Consider the following 16,887-nt stretch of genomic DNA (forward strand, 5'->3'; position numbering starts at 1 on the left):
GCCGTCGTCATGAGCAGACCTTGCCGTCCTCGGGCACGGTGCCGTCCAGCAGGTAGGCGTTCACCGTGGAGTCGACGCAGTCGCTGCCGCTGCCGTACGCGCCGTGGCCCTCGCCCTTCCAGGTGAGCATCACGCCGACGTCCTCGCCCAGCTCGTCCGCCATCTTCCGGGCGCCCTCGTACGGTGTGGCCGGGTCGCCGGTGTTGCCCACAACCAGGATCGGCGCCGCGCCCGGCGCGCTCACCTCCGGTGTGTCGAACTGTCCGGGGACCGGCCAGTCGTGGCACCAGCCGGCCGTGTCCCAGCCGAGGAAGGAGCCGAACACGGGCGAGATCTCCTCGAACTCGGGCAGCAGCTTCTTCGTCTCCTCGACGGTCGGCCGCTGCTTGTCGTCCAGGCACGATATGACCCGCTGTGAGTGGGTCGTGGTGCCGTAGCGTCCCGAGTCGTCGCGTTCGTTGTAGCCGTCGGCCAGGGCCAGCAGTTGCGAGCCGTCCCCGTCCTCCGCCGCCTTCAGCGCGCTGGTCAGCACCGGCCAGCCGGCCTTGCTGTACAGCGGCAGGACGATGCCGGTCAGCGCCAGCGACTGGGTCAGCTCACGTCCGGAGGAGGACGTCGGCAGCGGCTTGGCGTCGATCCGGTCCAGCAGCTCCGCGATGTCCCGGGATCCCTGCTCGGGGTCCCGGCCGGTGGACTTCAGGTAGTTGCCGAGGGCCGTCTGGAAGCCGCGCGTCTGGTTCTTCGCGTGCCCCACGGTGTCGGCGGTCGGGTCGACCACCGCGTCGAGCGTCAGCCGGCCCACCTTCTCGGGGAACAGATGGGCGTAGACGCCGCCGAGTTCGGTCCCGTAGGAGATGCCGAAGTAGTTCAGTTCGTCGTCGCCGAGGACCTGCCGGATGCGGTCCATGTCGCGGGCGGTGTCGGTGGTCGAGACATGGGCCATCAGTTCCCCGGCGGCCTTCTGGCATCCCTTGCCGAAGTCGGCGGCGTCCCGCAGGTACGTCCGCTCCTCGGCGGGGGTGTCCGGGGTGCCGTCCACCGTGGACTCGGCGGCCTGGATGCTCTTGTCGTCGCGGCAGCGGACGCCCTCGCTGGCGGCCACGCCCCGCGGGTCCCAGCTGACCAGGTCGTAGCGCTCATGCAGCTCGGCGACCGTGGGCGCGTAGGACGGCATCATGGAGACACCCGAGCCGCCGGGGCCGCCGAAGTTGAACAGCAGCGATCCGAGGCGGTCGTCTCCCGTGGCCTTGGCCCTGATGAGGGCGAGCCCGATCGTCGAGCCGTCCGGCTTCGACCAGTCCAGCGGCACCTCGAGGGTGGCGCACTGCCAGTCGCCGCCCGGTGCGGGCTCGTTCCCGGAGGCCTTGCAGCGTCCCCAGTCGAGCGCCGCCGCGCCGCTGGTGCCGTCGTTTCCGCTCTTTCCGTTCTTCGCGTCGTTCCCGGAGTCGTCGTCCGACGAGCCGGCGCCGGTGCAGCCGGCCGTCAGCAGCGCGGCGGCGACCGTCAGGGCCGTCCACCGTGTGAAACGGGTCATGTGCCAATTCCCCCCTCGCTTGCCGTCCGCACCGTGCCACGGATGGCGGTCGTGCCATGGTAGGCGGATTCGCCGCCCACCGCGGCAGCCTGTGGATAACGCTCTGACCTGCGGGTTTCAGTGTCGTTGTTCGCCGGCCGGCGCTCCCGCTCAGGGGCAGACGGTCCCGGCCGCGGGCACCTTCCCGTCCAGCAGGTAGCCGTGCACCGCGCCCTGCACGCACTCGTCCCCGCTGTTGTAGGCGCCGTGTCCCTGCCCCTCGTACGTCAGCTCCACGCCGACCCCCTCACCGAGAGCCCGCACCATTCCGCGGGCCCCCTCGTGCGGCGTGGCCGGGTCGCCGGTGTTGCCGATCACCAGGATCGGGGCCGCACCCGGCGCGCTCACGTCCGGATGGTCGGCGGCACCCGGCACCGCCCAGTCGGTGCAGCCGATCATGCCCCACGCCAGGTAGTCACCGAACAGTCCGGACGCCGCCCGGAAGTCGGGCAGGCTGCGTTCCACGTCCTCGGGGCTGTAGCGGGGCTTGGCGTCGGCGCAGGTGATCGAGGTGTTGGCGGCGACGAGGTTGCTGTACTCGCCGTTCTCCCCGCGTCCGTTCATCGAGTCGGACAGCAGCATCAGGATCGTGCCGTCGCCGTCGTACGCCTGCTCCAGGCCGTCGGTGAGGAACGCCCAGAAGTCCTGCGAGTACAGCGCCTGGAGGATGCCGCCGGTCGCCGCGGTCTGGGTCAGTTCCCGCGGGAAGATCCCCGGGATGGGTCTGCCGTCCAAGTCCTCCAGCAGCCTGGCGATACGGTTCTTCACGTCCTGTGCGCTGTCCCCGACGGGACACTCCGCGGCCTGGGAGACGCAGTCCTCCGCGTAGTTGTCGAGCGCGAGCTGGAAGCCCCGGGCCTGCCCCAGTGCGCTCTGCTCGGGGTTCTGCGTGGGGTCGACGACCGCGTCGAACACCGCACGGCCCACCTTCCCGGGGAACAGATGGGCGTAGACGCCGCCGAGCTCGGTCCCGTACGAGATGCCGAAGTAGTGCAGCCGCTCGTCGCCGAGGACCTGGCGCATCAGGTCCAGGTCACGGGCGGCGTCCGTGGTGCGCACATGCGGCAGCATCCGCTCGGAGTTCTCCTCGCAGTCCGCGTTGAACTCCTCCGTGTTGTCCAGGAGTTCCGTGCGTTCCGCTGCGTCGTCCGGGGTGGCGTCCTGCTGGAAGAGGGCGTCGAGCTGCTGGTCGCTCCCGCAGATCACGGGGGCGCTGCGGCCGACCCCGCGGGGATCGAAGCTGACCAGGTCGTAGCGGGTGCGCAGGGTCGCGTACTCCTCGCCGAAGGCGGGCAGCGTGGTGACGCCGGAGCCGCCCGGGCCGCCGAAGTTGAAGATCAGGGAGCCGATGCGTTCCGCCGGCGGGCCGCTCGACCGGGCCCGGATCAGCGCGAGGCCGATGGTGTCGCCCCGGGGGTCGTCCCAGTCCAGCGGCGCCTTCATGGTGGCGCAGCTCCACTCGCCCCTGTCGCCAGGCAGAGGGGACGGGGGAGGGCCGCCGCCCTGGGCCTCGGAGGGGGCAGGGCAGTCCTTCCAGTCGAGCCGCTGCCGGGTCAGGTCCTCGCCCTTGTCGTCCTCGCCGCAGCCCGCGAGCAGGGCGGACAGCAGTACGGCACAGACGGTCAGGGCGGCGGCACGCGGACGGAAGGGGCGGGGCATGCTCCCATCCTGAGGTCGCCCGGAGGGCCACGCGCGGGACGCGGGCCGTACGAGGTAAGGGCTCGCGCAGTACCGGGCCGTGGACGGAAAGGGCTCCGCCGCACCGGGGCGACCGCTACAGGGCCGCCTTGCGTGTGAGGTGGTTGAAGGCGATCCAGCCCGGCAGCACGGGCAGCCACAGCGTCAGCAGCCGGAAGAGCAGCACCGCCGGTGCGGCGACCTCCTTGGGGAGCCCGACGGCGATCAGACCGACCGTCAGCGTCGCCTCGACCGCGCCCACGCCGCCGGGTGTCGGGGCCGCCGACCCCAGCGCGTTGCCCGCGAGGAAGACGACGGCGACACCGGCGATGCTGACCGAGGTCGTCTCGTCGCCGAACGCCCGGACCGAGGCGTCCAGACACATCACGAAGCACCCCGTCAGCAGCAGCATGCCGCCGATGCCGGTGATCAGCTTCTGCGGCCGCTGCAGTACGTCGAGCATGCGCGGCACGACGCCCGCGAAGAGCGACCGCACGCGTGTGACGACGAACTTCCGCAGGAACGGCACCGACGTCACCACCAGGACCAGCACCGCAACGGTGAGCAGGCCGCCGATCACCGTGCGGGACGGCGAGAGGGAGGGTGTCTTCTCGGTGCCGGTCAGATAGCCGAAGGCCAGCAGCATCAGGATGTGGCAGCCGAGACCGAAGAGCTGCGACGCGCCGACGCTCGCCACCGCGAGCCCCGGCCGCACCCCGGCGCGCTGCAGGAAGCGCGTGTTCAGCGCGACGCCGCCCACCGCCGCCGGGGCGACGATCTTCACGAACGACCCGGCGACCTGCGCGGCCACGGTCCGCATGAACGGCACCCGCTCCGGCACGAACCCGAGCAGGGCCATCGCCGCCGCGAAGTAGCTGGCCGCCGAGAACAGCACCGCCGCGGCCACCCAGCCCCACTCCGCGTTCGCGATCAGCGGACCGAACTCGATGTGGGTGAGCTGCGTGAGCAGGAAGTACGCGCCGATCGCACCGGCGATGAAACTGATCAGCGTCCGCGGTCGCACCCGCTCCAGACGGGCCGGCTCGACCGGCGCCTGCGGCCGGATCCGCAGCACCTCGTGCCGGATCTGGCTGAGCAGATCCTCCTCGCGCGCCTCCTCCAGCGCGTCGTCGATGGCCCGCTTCTCGGCCCGCTGCTCCGCGCGTACGGCCTTCTTGTCGAGCTTGTCGAACTTGTCCGGTTGATCGGGCTTGTCGGGCAGGGCCCGTTCGGCGTCGTGGGCGCCGCTGTGCTCCGCGCGGGCGGGCCTGGACAGCCGGGAGGCCTCCAGGACCGCCTCGCGCTCCCGTTCGGCACGCTCGCGGGCCAGCTTGCGCAGCGTCCCGCGCGTGGAGCGGCTCAGCGCGATGGGCTGGAGCATCGGCAGACAGTCCGCCACGGCGTCGGGTCCGAGGACGCTCAGCGCGGAGGCCACCGCGCGTTCGGCGCCCACCCTGAGCCCCAGCGTCACCAGCAGCTGGGAGATGTCCATGCGCAGCAGCAGTTCGCCGGCCGCGATCTCGCCGCCGCGCAGATCGGTGAGGATCACCGTGCCGGAACGATCCACCAGGATGGCGTCGCCCACCAGCCTGCGGTGCGCGATACGGCGGGACTGCAGCGCCCGTACCTGGTGCCAGGTGTCGCGCAGCAGCGCGTCGGTGATCTCCTCGTCCGGCAGCGAGTCGAGGGTGCGCCCGCCGCTGTGCTCGTAGACCAGCATCACCGCGTCGGGACCGAGCTCGGAGGTCGCGATCAGTTTGGGCGCGTTGGCGCCGGCCGCGATGGCCGCGTACGCCAGCAGCGCCTCCTGCTCCAGCGCCTGGCGCAGCGACTGGAGACTGCTGCGGGTGGCGAAGCCGCGCAGGGCCAGATTGCGCCACGCGCGGTAGAAGAATCCCTGCGCCTGCTGTTCCCGGTCGACCACCGTGACGTCCAGCGGCGGACCGTCCTCGAGGGTGACGAAGTACCGGCGCCCGCGGTCGCCGCTCTCGGAGGCGTCCGGCGCCTCCTCGCGGGAGGCGGTCACGGGGCGGAAGCCCACGGTGCGCAGCCCCGCCATCAGGGTGCGCCCGGTGGGGCGCACATTGGGCGATCCCACCGCGTAGAGGGTGCCGTAGGCGACGGTCCAGCCGATCAATACCGTGAGGATGATCGAGAACGGGGTCGTGTACCCGGTGACGAGCATCGAGAAGGCGTCGAGGAGCAGCACGACCCACAGCACCGCGCGCCAGCGGGGTCTGCGGGACATGCCGACTGCCGTCATGTACGCGATGACCGGGGCCAGATAGCCGTGCACCGGGTCGGTCAGGGCGTGGACGTCGCCGGGAGAGGGCTGGGTGAGCGCCTCCTGGATGGAACCCGGGGCGGCCCGTGCCACCCACAGGTCGGTGGCGAGGGTCACACCGTGCGCGAGGACGGCGGCGAGCACCCCGTCGGCGATCCGCAGCCCGTCCCGTTTGATCAGCCGCTCGATGGCGAAGGCGACCGGCACCAGGAGGATCGCGATGCTGGAGGCCAGGCCGGCGATCTTGATGAGCAGGTCGGGCGCCTGCCCGGTGCCCTTGGTGATGTCCTGTTCCAGCCCGGACGTCGTGCCGTGGGCGAACGCGGCGATCGCCAGCAGCACCACGACGGCGAGTACGCCGCCGAGGAGCCGCATGAGATCGGACGGCCGGTGCACCCGCGCGGGGAGCAGCGGCTCGTCGCCCTCGACCTCGTCGATGTGCGCCGAGTCGGGCCCGCTGCGGCCGGGGTCCGCGGTGTCCGGGCGCGACGAGGCGTCAGGGTCGCCCTCCGTGCCCTCGGGATGCGCACCCTGCTGCTTCATCGTCTCTTCTCGATCTCGTATCACCGGTCACCGCCCGCACGATGGTGGCATGCCGTATCGGCACAAGGGGGCATCAGGGTCGAAAAGCGGGGCGGCACAGTCTGCCCGAAGCGCTGCCCGGGGGCGAGCCGTAGCCGCACACGTGAGCGCGTCGCGTTGTCGGTGGCGTGGGGCAGGATGGGCCGGATGAGCCAGGAGAGCCTTCCGTCCGGCGGCGGCCCACGGGGCCCGGACGCCCTGCCCGAGTACGCCGAGCGGGTCCTCGAGGTGGCCGAGATGATCCCGCCGGGACGTGTCATGACGTACGGGGACGTGGCCGAGTGGCTGGGCGAGGGCGGCCCCCGGCAGGTGGGGCGCGTGATGGCCCTGTACGGGGGAGCCGTGCCGTGGTGGCGCGTCGTCCGCGCGGACGGTGTGCTGCTGCCGGGCCACGAACCGAGAGCCCTCGGCCGCTACCGCGCGGAGGGCACGCCCCTGAAGGAGGCGAGCCGGGCCGTGCAGGACCATGTGCCGCGGCTCGACATGAGACGCGCGCGATGGGACGGCGCAAGGGACACCGAGGGCCACACCTGACAGCTTCCGCCCTCGCGCGCGCTGCCGTGTGAACCGTGAGCCATGAGGGGGAAATGGGACACATCCGCGGCATGACGTACGTTCGTGAGGTGAGGGACATGTGCGCCGCGAGTGACCGGAGGGAAGAAGCGGAAGGTCTGCTTCCGCCGTTTTCACCGGCGTAGCGTCGGCAGCGCGTGTCCCCTTCACCACCCGCCCACCGCCCCGCACGCGCGGCGAACGGCCCCACAGCACACCCACCAGGACCGGCGAACCACGTGAGCTCCTCTTCCTCCACCAGCGGCCTGTCGCACCCACCGGTGCGACGGGGGAACCGTGGCGCTTACCGACTGGTGCGTACCCCGCCGGCTCACGTGAACCCCCCTGGACTGGACGCCGCACAGCGCTCCGTGGTTGAGCACACGACCGGCCCGCTGCTCGTTCTCGCAGGTCCGGGCACCGGGAAGACCACCACACTCGTCGAGTCCGTGGCCGCGCGGATCGCCCGCGGCCAGGACCCCGAGCGGATCCTGGTGCTGACGTTCAGCCGCAAGGCGGCCGTCGAACTGCGCGACCGCATGGCCCTGCGCATCGGAGCCGCGCAGGCCCCGCAGGCCACCACCTTCCACTCGTTCTGCTACGCGCTGATCCGCGCCCACCAGGACAGCGACCTCTTCGTGGAGCCGCTGCGGCTGCTGTCGGGCCCCGAGCAGGACGTCACGGTTCGTGAGCTGCTCGCCGGCCAGGTGGACCTGGAGCGGCTGGGGCTGGCGCATGTGCGCTGGCCGGACGAGCTGCGCGCCTGCCTGACCACCCGCGGCTTCGCCGACGAGGTCCGCGCGGTGCTCGCCCGCAGTCGCGAACTGGGCCTCGCCCCGGACGCCCTGGATGCCTTCGCCCGCCGGATAGGACGCCCCGACTGGCGTGCCGCCTCCGCCTTCCTCGCCGAGTACCTCGACGTCCTCGACCTGCAGGGCGTCCTCGACTACGCCGAACTCGTCCACCGCGCGGTGCTCCTCGCCGGCCGCCCGGAGATCGCCGGGCGGCTCGCCGCGCGGTACGACGCCGTCTACGTCGACGAGTACCAGGACACCGACCCCGCACAGGTACGCCTGCTGCACGCCCTGGCCGGCGGACGCACCCTCGTCGCCTTCGGTGACCCCGACCAGTCGATCTACGCCTTCCGGGGCGCGGACGTCGGCGGGATCCTGGAGTTCCCCCACGCGTTCCGCCGCGCGGACGGCCGCCCCGCCCCGGTCGAGGTGCTGCGCACCTCCCGGCGTTCCGGCGCCGCCCTCCTGGAGGCGACCCGGCGGGTGACCCGGCGCATGCCGCTGCCCCGGCTCCCCGCCGAGCAGGTCCGCGCGCACCGGGAGCCGACCCCGGTACGGGACGGCGGCCGGGTCGAGGTCTACACGTACCCGACCACCGGCACGGAACTGGACAACATCGCCGACATCCTGCGCCGGGCGCACCTGGAGGACGGCGTGCCCTGGAACGACATGGCCGTCCTGGTGCGGGCCGGCTCCCGCACCCTGCCCGCGGTGCGCCGCGCCCTCACCTCGGCGGGCGTCCCCGTGGACGTCGACGGCGACGACCTGCCCCTGCGCCACGAACCGGCGGTGGCCCCGCTGCTGACGGCCCTGCGCGCGGTGGCGACGGCGGAGGCGGGCGGGCGGGACGACGCCGGAACCGCGACTCGTACCGATGCCGATGCCGATGCCGATGCCGACGCGGGTGCCGGCGCGGATGCCGATACGGACGCGTGCTGGCTCACCACCGAGACCGCCCTCACCCTGCTCACCTCCCCCCTCGCCGGCATGGACACCGCCGACCTGCGCCGCCTCGGCCGGGCCCTGCGCGAGGAGGAGCGGGCCGCGGGCAACCCGCTGCCGCCCCCCTCGGACGAACTGCTCGCGCGGGCGCTGGCCGAACCGGAGCGGCTCGCCGTGCACGATCCCGTCTACGCGCGCGGCGCCCAGCGGCTCGGTTCCCTGCTGCGCCGGGCCCGCGAGCGGCTGGCGGACGGCGGTACGGCGGAGGAGGCCCTGTGGGACCTGTGGGACGGCACGCCGTGGCCCCAGCGCCTGGAACGCTCCGCGCGGCGCGGCGGCGCGGCCGGCCGCAACGCCGACCGTGACCTCGACGCCGTGTGCGCCCTGTTCGCGACCGCCGCCCGTGCGGAGGAACGCACCGGCGGCCGGGGCGCCCAGAACTTCCTGGAGGAGATCGAGGCCGAGGACATCGCCGCCGACACCCTCACCCGACGCGCCGCCCGGCCCGACGCCGTGCGCCTGATGACCGCGCACCGCTCCAAGGGCCTGGAGTGGCGCCTGGTCGTCGTGGCCGGTGTCCAGGAGGGCCTCTGGCCGGACCTGCGGCGCCGCGGCTCCCTGCTGGAAGCCGACCGCATCGGCCGCGACGGACTCGCCGAGCCCCTCACCCCCGGCGCGCTGCTCGCCGAGGAACGCCGGCTCTTCTACGTCGCCGCCACCCGCGCGCGCGAGCGTCTCGTCGTGACGGCCGTGAAGGCCCCCGCCGACGACGGCGACCAGCCCTCCCGCTTCCTGACCGAGCTCGGCGTCGAGCCCAAGGACGTCACCGGACGCCCCCGTCGGCCCCTGGCCGTCGCCGCGCTGGTCGCGGAACTGCGCGCCACCACGGTCGACCCCCGGGTCTCCGACCCCCTCCGCCGGGCCGCCGCCCAGCGGCTGGCCCGGCTCGCCGCCCTCGCCGACGAGGACGGACGCCCGCTCGTGCCCTCCGCTCACCCCTACCGCTGGTGGGGCATGCTCGAACCGACGGAGAGCAAGGTGCCGCTGCGCAACCGCGACCAGCCCGTCGTGCTCTCCGGCAGCGCCCTCGACCAGCTGGCCAACACCTGTGCCCTCCAGTGGTTCCTGGGCCGCGAGGTGAAGGCCGACGCCCCCGCCACCGCCGCCCAGGGCTTCGGCAACGTGGTGCACGTGCTGGCCGACGAGGTGGCCTCCGGGCGCACCCCGGCCGACCTCGCCGTCCTCATGGAGCGCCTCGACTCGGTGTGGAACGCGCTCGCCTTCGACGCGCCCTGGAAGTCGTCGCAGGAGAAGGAGAACGCGCGCGCGGCGCTCGAACGCTTCCTGAAATGGCACGTCATGGACCGCACCGGACGCACCCCGGTGGCCAGCGAGCACGACTTCGACATCACCCTCGAAGCGGGCGACTACCGGGTGCGCATCCGCGGCCAGATGGACCGCGTGGAGGCCGACGGCGAGGGACGCGCGTACGTCGTCGACTTCAAGACCGGCAAACAGGCGCCCAGCGCCAGGGAGGTGGAACGCCACCCCCAGCTCGCCGTCTACCAGCTCGCCGTCGGCCAGGGCGCCGTCGACGAGGTCTTCGACGGCAAGCGCCCCGAACCGGGCGGTGCCGAACTCGTCCAGCTGCGTCAGGGCGCCGCCAAGCGGGACGGCGGCGAGACCCTGCCCAAGGTGCAGGCACAGGAGCCACCGGAGGGGGAGTGGATCGGCGACCTGCTGGCCACGGCCGCCGGCAAGGTCCTCGACGAACGGTTCGCCCCGACCGCGGGCCAGCACTGCGCCCACTGCGCCTTCCGCGCCTCGTGCAGCGCCCGCCCCGAGGGCCGGCACGTCGTCGAATGACCGGCGTGACGCATCGCACCACCCGTGCCGACCTGCGGTTCTTCCCGTCCGACCGGTTCGGCCGGCCCTCGGTGTCAGTGCGCGCCGTTAGATTCTCCGTGTGCCCGCCCGTATCACCGATCCCGACCAGCTCAAGGAGCTCCTCGGGATCCCGTTCACCCCGGAGCAGACGGCCTGCATCGTCGCGCCGCCCGCCCCGCAGGTGATCGTGGCCGGAGCGGGATCCGGCAAGACGACGGTGATGGCGGCCCGCGTGGTGTGGCTGGTCGGCACCGGCCAGGTCGCCCCCGAACAGGTGCTCGGCCTCACCTTCACCAACAAGGCCGCCGCCGAACTCGCCGAACGTGTCCGCAAGGCCCTGATCAAGGCCGGTGTCACCGACCCGGACGCCATCGACCCGGACAACCCCCCGGGCGAGCCGGTGATCTCCACGTACCACGCCTTCGCCGGGCGCCTGCTGACCGACCACGGACTGCGCATCGGCCTCGAACCGACCTCCCGGCTGCTCGCCGACGCCACCCGCTACCAGCTCGCCGCGCGCGTCCTGCGCGAGGCCCCCGGCCCCTACCCGGCCCTCACCCGCTCCTTCCCCGACCTGGTCGGCGACCTCCTCGCCCTCGACGGCGAGCTCGCCGAACACCTCGTACGGCCCGACGACCTGCGCGCCCACGACGACGAACTGCTGCGCACCCTGGAGAAGCTCAAGCTCACCAACGCCGACCTGCGCAAGGTCCCCGAGGCGGCCGCCGCACGACGCGAACTCGCCGGCCTGGTGCTGCGCTACCGGGCGGCCAAACGCGAACGCGACCTGCTCGACTTCGGCGACCAGATCGCCCTGTCCGCCCGGCTCGCCGCCGTCCCCGAGGTGGGCCGCGTCCTGCGCGACGAGTTCCGCGTGGTCCTCCTCGACGAGTACCAGGACACCTCGGTTGCCCAGCGCGTCCTGCTGGCCGGCCTGTTCGGCGACGGCACCGGCCACCCCGTGACCGCCGTCGGCGACCCCTGCCAGGCCATCTACGGCTGGCGCGGCGCCTCCGTCGCCAACCTCGACGACTTCCCCGAACACTTCGCCCACGCCGACGGCCGCCCCGCCACCCGCCAGTCGCTCAGCGAGAACCGCCGCAGCGGAGGTCGCCTGCTGGACCTCGCCAACGGCCTCGCCGAACCCCTGCGCGCCCTGCACGCGGGCGTGGAGGCCCTCCGCCCGGCCCCGGGCGCGGAACGCGACGGCACCGTCCGCTGCGCCCTGCTGCCCACCCACGCGGAGGAGATCGACTGGATCGCCGACTCCATCGCCCACCTCGTGAACACCGGCAAGGCACCCGGCGAGATCGCCGTCCTGTGCCGCACGGCGACCGACTTCGCCGAGATCCAGGGCGCCCTGGTCGCCCGGGACGTCCCCGTCGAGGTGGTCGGCCTGTCCGGGCTGCTCCACCTCCCCGAGATCGCCGACCTGGTCGCCGTCTGCGAGGTCCTCCAGGACCCCGGCGCCAACGCCTCCCTCGTCCGGCTGCTGACCGGCCCCCGCTGGCGCATCGGCCCCCGCGACCTCGCCCTGCTGGGCCGCCGCGCGAGGAGACTCGTCTCCCACACGCGCGTGGACGGCGACGACGACCCCGACCGGCGGCTCGCCGAAGCCGTCGAGGGAGTCGACCCGGCCGAGGTGATCTCCCTCGCCGATGCCCTCGACACGTTCCTGGAGACCCCCCTGGACGGCCGCGGGGACGACGACGGCCTGCCCTTCTCCCCGGACGCCCGCGTGCGCTTCGCCCGCCTCGCGGCGGAACTGCGCGACCTGCGCCGCTCCCTCGACGACCCCCTCATGGACGTCCTGCACCGCGTCCTCGCCGTCACCGGCCTGGAGGTCGAACTGTCCGCCTCCCCGCACGCGCTGGCCGCCCGCCGGCGCGAAACCCTCTCCAACTTCCTCGACATCGCCGCCTCCTTCGCCGCGGGCGACGGCGAGGCCACCCTGCTCGCCTTCCTCGGCTTCCTGCGCACCGCCGCCCAGTACGAGAAGGGCCTCGACAACGCACTCCCCGGCGGCGAGAACACCGTCAAGGTGCTCACCGCCCACAAGTCCAAGGGCCTCGAATGGGACGTCGTGGCCGTCCCCGGACTGGTCACCGGCACCTTCCCCAGCGGCCAGGGCCGCGAGAAGTGGACCGCGCAGGGCAGAGTCCTGCCGCACGCGCTGCGCGGCGACGCCGACACCCTGCCCGACGTCCCGTCCTGGGACTCCAGGGGCCTGAAGGCCTTCCACGAGGCCATGAAGGACCACCAGCACACCGAGGAGCTCCGCCTCGGCTACGTCACCTTCACCCGCCCCCGCTCCCTGCTGCTCGGCTCCGGACACTGGTGGGGGCCCAGCCAGAAGAGGCCCCGCGGACCCTCCGACTTCCTCCACGCCCTCCACGAGCACTGCGCCGCCGGGTACGGCGAGATCGAGGCGTGGGCGGACGAACCCGCCGAGGACGAGGAGAACCCCGCCCTGCACCGCGCGGGCGACGACCACGCGTGGCCGCTGCCCCTGGACGACGCCGCCCTCGCCCGCCGCCGCGCGGCCGCCGAGACCGTCCTCGCCCACCTGGACGGCCTCACCGGCCCGCCGGACGCCCCCGCCACGGCCGTACACGACCCGGACACCTACGACGACCCGGACTGGCCACCGCCCCCGGACGACGAGGACCCCCACCCCGCGGAAGACCCTTTCCCCGGCGGCGACCCCCACCCCGCGGAAGACCCCTTCCCCGGCGACGACCCCTTCGCCGACGCCGGCCCGGACGACTGGGACTCCTGGTCCGCCACCCGCCCCACCGTCCCCCACCAGGCGACGGCCCCCGAAGCCACCGGACGCCCCCGCGCGGAGGAGAACCGGCCCGCCCGCGTGCCGGGAGAGCCCCCGCTCACACCCGAGGAAGCCCGCACCGTCGCCTCCTGGGACCGCGACCTCGACGCCCTCACCGGAGAACTGCTGCGCACCCGCGCGGGCGTCACCGAGGTCCCCCTCCCCGCCTCACTGACCGCCTCCGAACTGCTCCGCCTGGCCGAGGACCCCGACGGCTTCGCCCAGGAACTGGCCCGCCCCATGCCCCGCCCGCCCCAGCCCGCCGCCCGCCGCGGCACCCGCTTCCACGCCTGGATCGAGGCACGCTTCGAGGCACTGACCCTTCCCCTGCTCGGCCCCGAGGAGCTGCCCGGCAGCGACGCCGAGATCGACGACGAACGCGACCTGGAAGCCCTCAAGGAAGCCTTCGAACGCACCGAATACGCCCACCGGACCCCCCACCGCGTGGAGGCACCCTTCCAGCTGTCGATCGCCGGCCGGATCGTCCGCGGCCGCATCGACGCCGTCTACAAGGAGGACGGCGAGAACGGCACGACGTACGAGATCGTCGACTGGAAGACCGGCCGCGACCGCACCGCCGACCCGCTCCAGCTCGCCGTCTACCGGCTCGCCTGGGCCGAGCAGCAGGGAATCGAGGTGGAATCCGTCACAGCCGCCTTCCTGTACGTACGCACCGGCGAGGTGGTCCGTCCGCGCTCCCTGCCCGGCCGCGACGGGCTGGAGCGGCTGCTGCTCGAAGAGCCCCCCGGTGAGATACCGCACTCCGAGGACACCCCCGCGGGCCGATAGGCTCGAGACCATGAGCCAGCCCGTTGACAGTGCCGTCAGCGCCGTCCGTACGTACATCGAGCAGCACAAGGTCGCCTTCCTCGACGACCTCGCGGAGTGGCTGCGCATCCCGTCCGTCTCGGCCCAGCCCGACCACGCGCCCGACGTGCGCCGCAGCGCCGACTGGCTCGCGGCCAAGCTCAAGGAGACCGGCTTCCCCACCGCCGAGGTCTGGCACACGCCCGGCGCCCCGGCCGTCTACGCCGAGTGGCCCTCCGCCGACCCCGCAGCCCCCACCGTGCTGGTCTACGGCCACCACGACGTGCAGCCGGCCGCCCGCGAGGACGGCTGGGACACCGAACCCTTCGAACCCGTCGTCCGCGGCAACCGCCTCCACGCGCGCGGTGCGGCCGACGACAAGGGGCAGGTCTTCTTCCACACCCTCGGCGTCCGCGCCCACCTCGCCGCCACCGGCCGCACCACCCCGGCCGTCCACCTCAAACTGCTGATCGAGGGCGAGGAGGAATCCGGCTCCCCGCACTTCCGGTCACTCGTCGAACAGCACGCGGACCGGCTCGCCGCCGACGCCGTGATCGTCTCCGACACCGGCATGTGGTCCGAGGACACCCCGACGGTGTGCACCGGCATGCGCGGCCTCGCCGAGTGCGAGATCCGGCTGTACGGCCCCGACCAGGACATCCACTCCGGTTCCTTCGGCGGCGCGGTCCCCAACCCGGCCACCGCCGCCGCCCGCCTGGTGGCCGCCCTGCACGACGAGCACGCACGCGTGGCGGTCCCCGGCTTCTACGACGGCGTCATCGAACTCACCGACCGGGAACGCGAACTCTTCGCCGCGCTCCCCTTCGACGAGGACCGATGGCTGCGCACCGCCAAGTCGCACGGCACCCGGGGCGAAGCCGGATACAGCACCCTGGAACGCGTCTGGGCACGCCCCACCGCCGAGGTCAACGGCATCGGCGGCGGCTACCAGGGCCCCGGCAGCAAGACGATCGTCCCGTCCACCGCCATGGTGAAGCTCTCCTTCCGGCTGGTCGCCGGCCAGGACCCGGAGCACGTGGCGAACGCCGTCCGCGCCTGGGTGCCCGGGCAGCTCCCCGACGGCATCCGCCACGAGATCTCCTTCAGCCCCGCCACCCGGCCCTGCCTGACCCCGCTGGACCACCCCGCCCTGCGGTCCGTCGTCCGCGCGATGGGCCGTGCCTTCGGCAAACCCGTCCTGTTCACGCGCGAGGGAGGCTCCGGCCCGGCCGCCGACCTCCAGGACGTCCTCGGCGCACCGGTGCTCTTCCTCGGCATCTCCGTCCCGTCCGACGGCTGGCACGCCCCGAACGAGAAGGTCGAGCTGGACCTGCTGCTCAAGGGCGTCGAGACCAGCGCCTACCTGTGGAGCGACCTCGCCGAGCACTGGCGGCACGCCCCCTGACCGCCCCACGCCGTCCGAACCCGACGCCCGCGCGGGACACACCGGAACGGCCCGCCGCCACCGCGCCGCGCCGGAACCGCTCCCTCCCGCCGCACGTCCCGCCGAACCGCCCGCCGACCCAATCCGTTCCACCGGGGGAGTTGGAAGCACCCGTGACCACCTGGACCGACCACACCGCCGACCGCCCCATCTCGCTCACCACCCCGAGCGGCATCGACCGCGCCGCCCACCACCGGCTCGACGAGGCATGGCTCGCGGCGGCGTGGAGCCACCCCTCGACCCGCTGTTTCGTGGTCTCCGGCGGCCAGGTCCTCATCGACGAGACGGCGGACGGCCGCACCGAACTCGTCATGACCCCGTCCTTCGAGGCCCCGCTCACCGAGGCACACCGCTACTTCCTGGGCACCGACGAGGACGGCGTCAGCTACTTCGCCCTCCAGAAGGACTCCCTGCCCGGCCGCATGGACGACTCCGCCCGCCCGGCGGGCCTGCGCGAGGCGGGGCTGCTGCTGTCCCCGCGCGAGGCGGGCCTGATGGTGCACGCGGTCGCCCTGGAGAACTGGCAGCGGCTGCACCGCTTCTGCTCCCGCTGCGGCGAGCGCACGGTCATCGCCGCGGCCGGCCACATCCGCCGCTGCCCGGCCTGCGGCGCCGAGCACTACCCGCGCACCGACCCCGCGGTGATCATGGCCGTCGTGGACGACCGCGACCGCATCCTCCTCGGCCGCCAGGTCCACTGGCCCGAAGGCCGCTTCTCCACGCTCGCCGGATTCGTCGAGCCCGGCGAGTCCATCGAGCAGTCGGTGCGCCGCGAGGTCCACGAGGAGGTCGGCATCGACGTCGGCGAGGTCGAGTACATCGCCAGCCAGCCGTGGCCCTTCCCGTCCAGCCTCATGCTGGGCTTCACCGCCCGCGCCACCACGACCGAGATCAACGTCGACGGCGACGAGATCCACGAGGCCCGCTGGTTCTCCCGCGAGGAACTCGGCGCCGCCTTCGCCTCCGGCGAGGTGCTCCCGCCCTACGGCATCTCGATCGCGGCCCGGCTGATCGAACGCTGGTACGGCAAGGACCTGCCGACCCGCAGCGCCTTCTGAGCCGGGACACGAAGAAGCGGGGCGGCCTCCTCTCCCGGAGGGGCCACCCCGCTTCGCCGCACGAACCGCTCAGACGCCGACCTTCTGCTTCACCTGCGCCAGCGACGGGTTGGTGAGCGTCGAACCGTCGGGGAAGAGCACGGTGGGAACCGTCTGGTTGCCGCCGTTCGCCTTCTCCACGAACGCCGCGGACTCGGGGTCCTGCTCGATGTTGATCTCGGTGTACGCGATGCCCTCACGGTCCAGCTGGCTCTTCAGCCGGCGGCAGTAACCGCACCACGTGGTGCTGTACATCGTCACAGTGCCCTGCATGCCTCTCGCGCTCCTTCGGCGGCTCGGGGAAGTCCTCGTCGTGGGGGGAACGTACTCGAGAGCGCCGGCATTCCCACGGCCGGGTGTGCCGCGAGCGGGCGCACGGGCCGGGAGCGGGCGACGCCTGTCGTATTGATACGACTGCGAG

Annotated in this window: 9 protein-coding genes; 5 read left to right on the forward strand and 4 right to left on the reverse strand. The window is 73.1% G+C overall.

The genetic code is table 11. From position 1 onward, the window contains the following. Positions 1-7 precede the first annotated feature (7 nt). The 3 genes from ACZ434_RS14595 to ACZ434_RS14605 all read right to left on the reverse strand — a co-directional run bounded on the left by ACZ434_RS14595 (position 8) and on the right by ACZ434_RS14605 (position 6,077). Positions 8-1,534, reverse strand: a complete 1,527-nt coding sequence (locus ACZ434_RS14595) for an alpha/beta hydrolase (RefSeq protein ID WP_468455502.1) — start codon at positions 1,532-1,534, stop codon at positions 8-10. Positions 1,535-1,684: 150 nt separating this feature from the next. Further along, a complete protein-coding gene (locus tag ACZ434_RS14600) occupies positions 1,685-3,232 on the reverse strand; it encodes an alpha/beta hydrolase (protein WP_468455504.1) in 1,548 nt (515 codons plus the stop codon). A 115-nt stretch (positions 3,233-3,347) separates the two neighbouring features. After that, the gene (locus ACZ434_RS14605; protein ID WP_468455506.1) at positions 3,348-6,077 is read right to left on the reverse strand and encodes a lysylphosphatidylglycerol synthase transmembrane domain-containing protein; all 2,730 of its coding nucleotides are present in this window, start codon (positions 6,075-6,077) and stop codon (positions 3,348-3,350) included. 186 nt (positions 6,078-6,263) lie between these two features. Between ACZ434_RS14605 and ACZ434_RS14610 the strand changes: the two genes are divergently transcribed. From ACZ434_RS14610 to nudC, 5 genes are all read left to right on the forward strand, one after another. Further along, positions 6,264-6,650: an MGMT family protein gene (locus ACZ434_RS14610; RefSeq protein WP_468455508.1), complete on the forward strand. Its 387-nt coding sequence runs from the start codon at positions 6,264-6,266 to the stop codon at positions 6,648-6,650. Between the two features lie 257 nt (positions 6,651-6,907). After that, a complete protein-coding gene (locus tag ACZ434_RS14615) occupies positions 6,908-10,270 on the forward strand; it encodes an ATP-dependent helicase (RefSeq protein WP_468455511.1) in 3,363 nt (1,120 codons plus the stop codon). A 100-nt stretch (positions 10,271-10,370) separates the two neighbouring features. Further along, entirely contained in the window at positions 10,371-13,907 is a 3,537-nt protein-coding gene (locus ACZ434_RS14620) for a UvrD-helicase domain-containing protein (protein WP_468455513.1), read from the forward strand. A 10-nt stretch (positions 13,908-13,917) separates the two neighbouring features. Then, a complete protein-coding gene (locus ACZ434_RS14625; RefSeq protein WP_468455515.1) occupies positions 13,918-15,330 on the forward strand; it encodes a dipeptidase in 1,413 nt (470 codons plus the stop codon). A gap of 152 nt (positions 15,331-15,482) precedes the next feature. Then, a complete protein-coding gene (nudC, locus tag ACZ434_RS14630) occupies positions 15,483-16,427 on the forward strand; it encodes an NAD(+) diphosphatase (protein WP_468455517.1) in 945 nt (314 codons plus the stop codon). 69 nt (positions 16,428-16,496) lie between these two features. Here the strand turns inward: nudC and ACZ434_RS14635 are convergent, their stop codons facing one another. Beyond that, positions 16,497-16,739 (reverse strand): mycoredoxin, encoded by a 243-nt coding sequence (locus ACZ434_RS14635; RefSeq protein WP_468455519.1) that lies wholly within the window; start codon positions 16,737-16,739, stop codon positions 16,497-16,499. Positions 16,740-16,887: the final 148 nt, after the last annotated feature.

It is taken from the genome of Streptomyces sp. NPDC030893, assembly GCF_055571535.1.